The organism is Sphingobium mellinum (assembly GCF_037860795.1).
Classification (GTDB): domain Bacteria; phylum Pseudomonadota; class Alphaproteobacteria; order Sphingomonadales; family Sphingomonadaceae; genus Sphingobium; species Sphingobium mellinum.
In genome coordinates this window covers 144788-150875 of the sequence record NZ_JBANRK010000005.1, presented here as the reverse complement: position 1 = coordinate 150875, position 6088 = coordinate 144788, and the positions used below count along the sequence as shown (strand labels likewise).

Genomic DNA, 6088 nt, shown 5'->3' with positions numbered 1-6088 from the left:
AGGTGTCGCAACCCTCTGGAATCATACCGGAGCTCGATCGTCCACCGTCATTACGCCGCCGTTTCGAGACAGCCTCTTAAGGAAACCGAAGACGCGTGATAATTGGGGCAGATGCCTCTGCGCACTGGTCGCGCGCGGACACGCGCGCGACCAGTGGGAACTTCGTACACGCAGTTGGTGCGAGCGCGTAGCATAGCCGCAGAGGGCATCCTAAAACCTGCAAATATGGATGTTTGTAAAACTCACTTGATGATCGCCGCCCGAACTAATTAGCAATGATCACGTAACCAGGCCGGTACCTCGCGCAGCTCATCTTTGCGGGAGCGCATGATCAATCATGCCTGGAAGAAACAAGAGGAGGCGGATCCAAAAACCAGATCGCGTGTCGAATTTGCCGAAGTCAGCGCTGCAATTTCCATGGGCGTGCGCCGACGCGCATGTCGCGGCGGCGGAACGGAAATCTTCCCGATCATATCGTCCCATGGAAGCTCATCATGGGGCGACGGATGAACCGTTACGTTACGCTCCAGACAAGAAAATAGAATTTCGGTCATAAAAAAGTCAATCAAACAATAGGGGACGATATTATGAACAAGGCGTTTGCGATGAGGTCATCCTCACTCATACCGATTTCGCTGATTGTATCCGTTGCGGCAGGTGTCGTGCCCGCATGTGCGCAGACGCCGGCCGAAAGCGCGCCCAGCGGACTGGCGGATATCATCGTGACCGCCCAGAAACGCGCGGAAAATGTCCAGGATGTTCCCGCGACAATTGCCGCCTTTTCACAGGAAACCTTGCAGACACGGCAGATCAAGGGACTGGCCGATCTCATCACCCAGATACCCTCGATGCAGGTCAGCAATTCCTTTGGCAGCAATTCGGTGACGATCCGCGGCATCAGCACGGGCCTGACCAGCGGGTTTGAGGACCCGTCGGTTGCCGTCCATGTGAACGGCGTCTACCAGCCGCGCGCTCGCGCGCTCAGCCTGGCGCTGATGGACCTGGAACGGATCGAAGTCCTTTCCGGACCCCAGGGTACCTTATATGGCCGCAACGCGACCGGCGGTGTGATCAATTATATCCTGCGCGGTCCGACGGACGAGATGGAAGCAGAAGTGACCGGGCGCGTCGGCAATTATGACAGTTACGGGCTTCAGGGCTACATATCGGGCCCGATCAACGACAAGGTCGGCTTTCGCATCGCAGGCATCTGGGACAATCGCGACAAGGGCTTCGTGAAGAATCTTTTGCCTGGCGCCGCCAAAGATCGCTTCGGCGAAAATCATGTCGCCGGCATCAGGGGCGTGCTGGAGTTCCGCCCGACGGAAACGCTGCGCGTCGACCTCGAAGGTTCCTTCACCAACACGCGCGGTTCCTTTGAACCAGGCGTAGTCGCGCCGTCGCTCAAGCCAGCCACCCAGGCGCTTCTTAATCCACAGACTTTTCTCCCGCAGAAAGTCTATGCCGACTATCCAACAGAGAACAATACGAAAGAATATACCGCGACTGCCACGGTCACCTGGGATGTTGCCGACAATGTCCAGGTCAAATCCATCTCTGCCTATCAAAGATATAAGAACTTCATGGGGATAGACTATGACTCGAGCAGCTTCGTCGCCCAAACCCTTCTGAACCACAATCAGTCGCGCACTTATACGCAGGAAGTTAATCTGAATGCAGACCTGTTTGACGGACGACTTAAGTCCATATTCGGCGTCTATTATTTCAATGACCGTGTGACGCAGGGCACCCAGGTTTTCAGCAATCTCTTCGGCGTGAGAACGACCCCGACCTTCACGGCGTCCAATCTGCTCAAGTCCAAGTCGATCGCCTTCTTCACCGACCAGACGCTCAGCATAACCGACAGGCTGCGGGTCGTTGCCGGGGTTCGCTACAATGAAGACAAGAAGGTAACCCTGCAGACCATTGTCGGAACATGTTCCAACAAACTGACGGACCAGAAGTTCACTGCCTGGACCCCGAAGGCGGGTATCCAGTTCGATATAACCGACAAGGTCATGGCCTATGCGACCTATCAGAAAGGTTTCAAGGCCGGCGGGGTCGCGGCGGGGACATGCGGCAACGCCTATGAACCTGAGACGATCGAGGGCGTCGAAGCGGGGATCAAGAGCAGCTTTGCGGACAACCGCATCCGTTTCAATATCGCTGGCTACTGGTATGATTATGGCAATCTCCAGGTACAAAAGACGCTGGGCACTGTCGGCGGGTTCGCCGTTCTCAACGCAGCCCAATCGCGTATCAAGGGTATCGAGGCCAATCTCGACGCGATCATTGTCCCGGGTCTGAAGCTTGACGCAGCCGGCATGGTGCAGAGCGCGAAATATACCGATTTCGTCAATTGCGACCAGTCTGTGCAGCTGCCCGTGGGCACCGCATGCGGTGCCAGCGACCCGCGCCCCCTGACCGATCCCGCCCGCAACGTGCAGCTCAAGGGCAACTGGCTCAATCGCGCGGCGCCCTACAGCCTCACGGTGGGTCTGCAATATGGGTTCGACGTAGCCGGCGGCGAACTGCTGCTGCGCGGTGAATCCTACTGGAGCGGCAAGGTTCACTATAATGAATTCGCGACGCCTATTCTCACCCAGAAGGCCTATAATCTTCAGAACGCCTATCTGACGTTTACGCCTCAGAATAACAAATATACGCTGCGCGCCTTCGTGAAGAACATCCGGAACGTAGACTATTACGCGACTGCCTATTATGCTGGCCTGACGGCCCAATATACGGCGGCCTGGTCCCCTCCCCGCACTTACGGAGTGGAAGCGAGCTACAGGTTCTGAATGAAATATGCCGGGGCGTGATCGCTTCCCGCCCCGGCATATAATGGCGATGATGGGCAGCGACGATGCCCTCACTTATTGGAGCAGGACCGCCAAATGCCTTATGTCACAGTGGACGGGCTGCGATTTCATTATGACGATGACGACTTCACCAACCCGTGGGAGGAACGGGAAACCATCCTGATCCAGCATGGCTGGGGGCGAAGCACGAAATTCTTCCGTCATTGGGTGCCGCGACTTGCCGACAGATATCGCATCATCCGGCGTGACATGCGCGGTCATGGCCTGTCGGATGATCCCCCCGCCGGGGCGCCCTGGTCCGTCGATCGGCTGGTGGCGGACATGGTTGGCTTTCTCGACGCCCTCCAGATCGACAAGGTCCATTATCTCGGCGAATCCGCAGGCGGCGTGTTCGGCGTTGCGCTGGCGGCCGCCTACCCCGACCGCGTCCGGTCGCTTACCGTGATGTCCGCTCCGCTGTCCGATCCGACCCGCGGGTCGGAAAGCTATGGCTATGCGGATCTCGCGAAAGCGGTGTCGGAAACGCCAATGCCGACCTATGTTGACATGCTCATAAAGGGCGGCGGCGTCGTTCCGATCAGCCCGGCCCATGAAGCCTGGATGCGCGAACAATGGTGCCAGAATCGATCAGCCAATCTCGCCGCGCTCGCCCGCCTGTTCCCCGAAGTGGACCTGGCGCCGCTGCTGCCCGGGCTTCAGGTGCCGACGCTGATCCTGGCACCCGCCAACAGCAAGACCGCACCGCTGTCCGATCAGAACCGGATGCAACAACTCATCCCTGGTTCTCGGATCGAGGTCATCGACGGCAGCGGCCATGAATTGTATTTTGAGCGGTTCGAACAGTGCATCGCCGCCTTCCAGACCTTCCTCGCGTCTCTGGACGATGGTAAACGGTCAACGACCGGACTTGGCGCCCGTGCCTAGGATAGCGCGCGAGGCCTCCTACGAGGATCGATATTGATGGGCATCGAAGCAGAAACAGCACTGGAACATGCCGTGGCGGAAGAGCCGGGCTACCGGTCGCCTCCTGCGCGACGACAGGAGTCGGCGGCAATGGCCGGAGCTTGGTATGCGCTCGCCATATTGTGCATCGTCACGCTTCTTTCGCAGCTCGACCGGCACATCACTACGATTATCGTGGCGCCGCTCAAGCGGGACTTCGGGATCAGCGACACGCAATTCGGCCTGCTTCACGGCTATGGCTTCGCCCTGACCTATGCGATCTTCGGCATTCCGTTCGGACGGATGGTGGATCGTCGAAACCGCCGGAACATCATCTTGTTCGGGCTGCTGGCCTGGAGCGTGCTCACTTCCCTCTCGGCCTTCGCTTCCAGCTATGAAATGTTGCTTCTGTTGCGCACCGGTGTCGGCGTCGGAGAAGCCGTTCTGGGTCCGGCCGCCTATTCGCTGCTCATCGACTTTTTCGAACCACAAAAGCGTGGGCTCGCGACGAGCATCTATTACATGGCCATGTCCCTTGGGGCGGGCGCGTCGCTGTTGCTGGGCGGCATGCTGCTCAGCCTGATCCCTGCCACGGGACTCAGCCTGGGCGGGCTCACGACCCTAGAACCCTGGCGGCTGCTGTTCCTGTTCGCGGGCATGCCGGGTCTCTTCGCCTGCCTTCTCATGCTGACGATCCGGGAGCCCGCGCGACGCGACGTGGTTGCTGGGGAAGAAGCCTCGATACGCGCGTTCCTTGCCTATGTGTGGGCGTACAAGGGGCTGCTGATCCGGATTTCCGCCGCCGGCACGCTTGCTGCGACGGCCGGTTACGGCGCGGGGGCCTGGGCGCCGACGATGCTCCAGCGTAATTTCGGCCTTTCGCCCGCGGCTACCGCTTGGCCGATCGGCGCGGCAATGATCATCGGTTCCGTCGCGGGAACGTTGCTCAGCGGGGGGATCTCCGACCGTTTCATACGCAAGGGAGCGCTGAGCGGGCGTACGCGTCCCATGTTTTTCGGGTTCGTGACATTCGTTCCGGCAGCGTTTTTCGGCCTGATGCCGTCCACATGGTTGGCCGTAGCCGGCTTCACCGTCGTCTTGTTCAGCGTGGCCATGGTGCAAAGCGCGACCCCTCTCGCCCTACAGGAGGCGGTGCCGGCGAACATGCGCGGGCAGATCATTGCGCTGCAATATCTGATCCTCGCTCTGTGCAGCATCGGCCTGGGTCCGACGATCGTGGGACTCATCACGGACAAGGTCTTCGGGTCCGGCGATATGCTGGGCTGGTCATTGCTGGCCTTGGGACTTCCCGTGGCTCTTGTCGGGCTGCTCCTGTGCGGCCTTGGGTTGAACGAAGGCGCCTATCATCGGCTGAAGGCGAACGCCCCATGACCACCCGTCAACCAAGGACCAGCATATGAACGAGATTTCCACCTTCGACCCCCATGATCTCATAGACAGCAGCGTGAGCGACCCTTGCGTCCTGGATCCCGATTTTCCCGTCGAACAGTTCGTCACCCATTTCATCAGCGGCGGATCGGTGGTCCACGCCACAGCCTGGATCGCGCAGGGCCAGCAACCGAAGGGCACGGTGATCCTCAGTCCGCAATGGTATGGCGGCGACCGTCTGGAAAGCGTCATCATCCCGCTCATGAACGCGGGCATCAATGTCATGACGTTCCACCCGCGAGGCATGTGGGACAATCAGCACCGCTACACGCTGACAGGCGCGGTCGATGATCTTCTTGCCGCCGCGGAATATGTGCGCAGCGCCGCTGCGGGCGAAATCCTGACGATGCAGGGCCGCCCCTGGCGGACCGATCCCTCGCGGATAGCCGTGATGGGCCTGAGTGGTGGGGGCGGCAATGTCAGCCTGACAGCCTGTGCCGAAGACCCCCAGATCCAGTCGGTGATCGCAGTTGCACCGAACAGCATGATCCCCACGGCCAGCCCCGAGGCTGTGGAATTGGCGCGGCAACGAGAGGAACGTGTCATCAGGATGTCCGCCGGGCGAATCCAGGTCGAAAGCGTCCTCAAGGACATGACGCCGGCCGATTTCGACCGGATGCGGCCTACCGTGCAGGCAGCGCGTCTTGTCGACAGCAACGTGCTTCTGGTCGGCGCCATGAGGGACACGGTCGCCCCGCTCGAAACCTCGCACCGGCCTATCGCGAAGGCGATGCGCGATGCTGGCGTACGGGTATTCGACGAAGTGATCCTCGACTCCGATCACGCGCTGCTGACCAAGAGGATCGCACTTTCGCGTCTCACGGTGCAGTGGCTGCGGAAGCGATGCGGCTTCTGATCAATCCTGACAATCTTTG

The 6088-nt window shown here is 59.7% G+C and carries 5 protein-coding genes; all 5 read left to right on the top strand.

The genetic code is table 11. The features are described from left to right. The first annotated feature begins 327 nt into the window (after positions 1-327). The 5 genes from AAC640_RS09400 to AAC640_RS09380 all read left to right on the top strand — a co-directional run bounded on the left by AAC640_RS09400 (position 328) and on the right by AAC640_RS09380 (position 6069). Positions 328-510 carry a hypothetical protein gene (locus AAC640_RS09400; RefSeq protein WP_340265854.1) on the top strand — a complete coding sequence of 61 codons (183 nt, stop codon included), beginning with the start codon at positions 328-330 and terminating at the stop codon, positions 508-510. Between the two features lie 95 nt (positions 511-605). Next, positions 606-2801 (top strand): TonB-dependent receptor, encoded by a 2196-nt coding sequence (locus tag AAC640_RS09395; protein ID WP_340265853.1) that lies wholly within the window; start codon positions 606-608, stop codon positions 2799-2801. Between the two features lie 96 nt (positions 2802-2897). Continuing rightward, complete coding sequence (locus AAC640_RS09390; protein WP_340265852.1) at positions 2898-3746, top strand: alpha/beta fold hydrolase; 849 nt, start codon at positions 2898-2900, stop codon at positions 3744-3746. A gap of 36 nt (positions 3747-3782) precedes the next feature. Next, the gene (locus AAC640_RS09385; protein WP_340265851.1) at positions 3783-5156 is read left to right on the top strand and encodes an MFS transporter; all 1374 of its coding nucleotides are present in this window, start codon (positions 3783-3785) and stop codon (positions 5154-5156) included. A gap of 25 nt (positions 5157-5181) precedes the next feature. Next, the gene (locus AAC640_RS09380) at positions 5182-6069 is read left to right on the top strand and encodes an alpha/beta hydrolase family protein (RefSeq protein WP_340265850.1); all 888 of its coding nucleotides are present in this window, start codon (positions 5182-5184) and stop codon (positions 6067-6069) included. The last annotated feature ends 19 nt before the right edge of the window (positions 6070-6088 follow it).

Excerpts from the sequence above, each read along its gene's own strand:
- AAC640_RS09400 (WP_340265854.1), top strand. The coding sequence starts at position 328 with ATGATCAATCATGCCTGGAAGAAACAAGAGGAGGCGGATCCAAAAACC.
- AAC640_RS09395 (WP_340265853.1), top strand. The coding sequence starts at position 606 with ATGAGGTCATCCTCACTCATACCGATTTCGCTGATTGTATCCGTTGCG.
- AAC640_RS09390 (WP_340265852.1), top strand. The coding sequence starts at position 2,898 with ATGCCTTATGTCACAGTGGACGGGCTGCGATTTCATTATGACGATGAC.
- AAC640_RS09385 (WP_340265851.1), top strand. The coding sequence starts at position 3,783 with ATGGGCATCGAAGCAGAAACAGCACTGGAACATGCCGTGGCGGAAGAG.
- AAC640_RS09380 (WP_340265850.1), top strand. The coding sequence starts at position 5,182 with ATGAACGAGATTTCCACCTTCGACCCCCATGATCTCATAGACAGCAGC.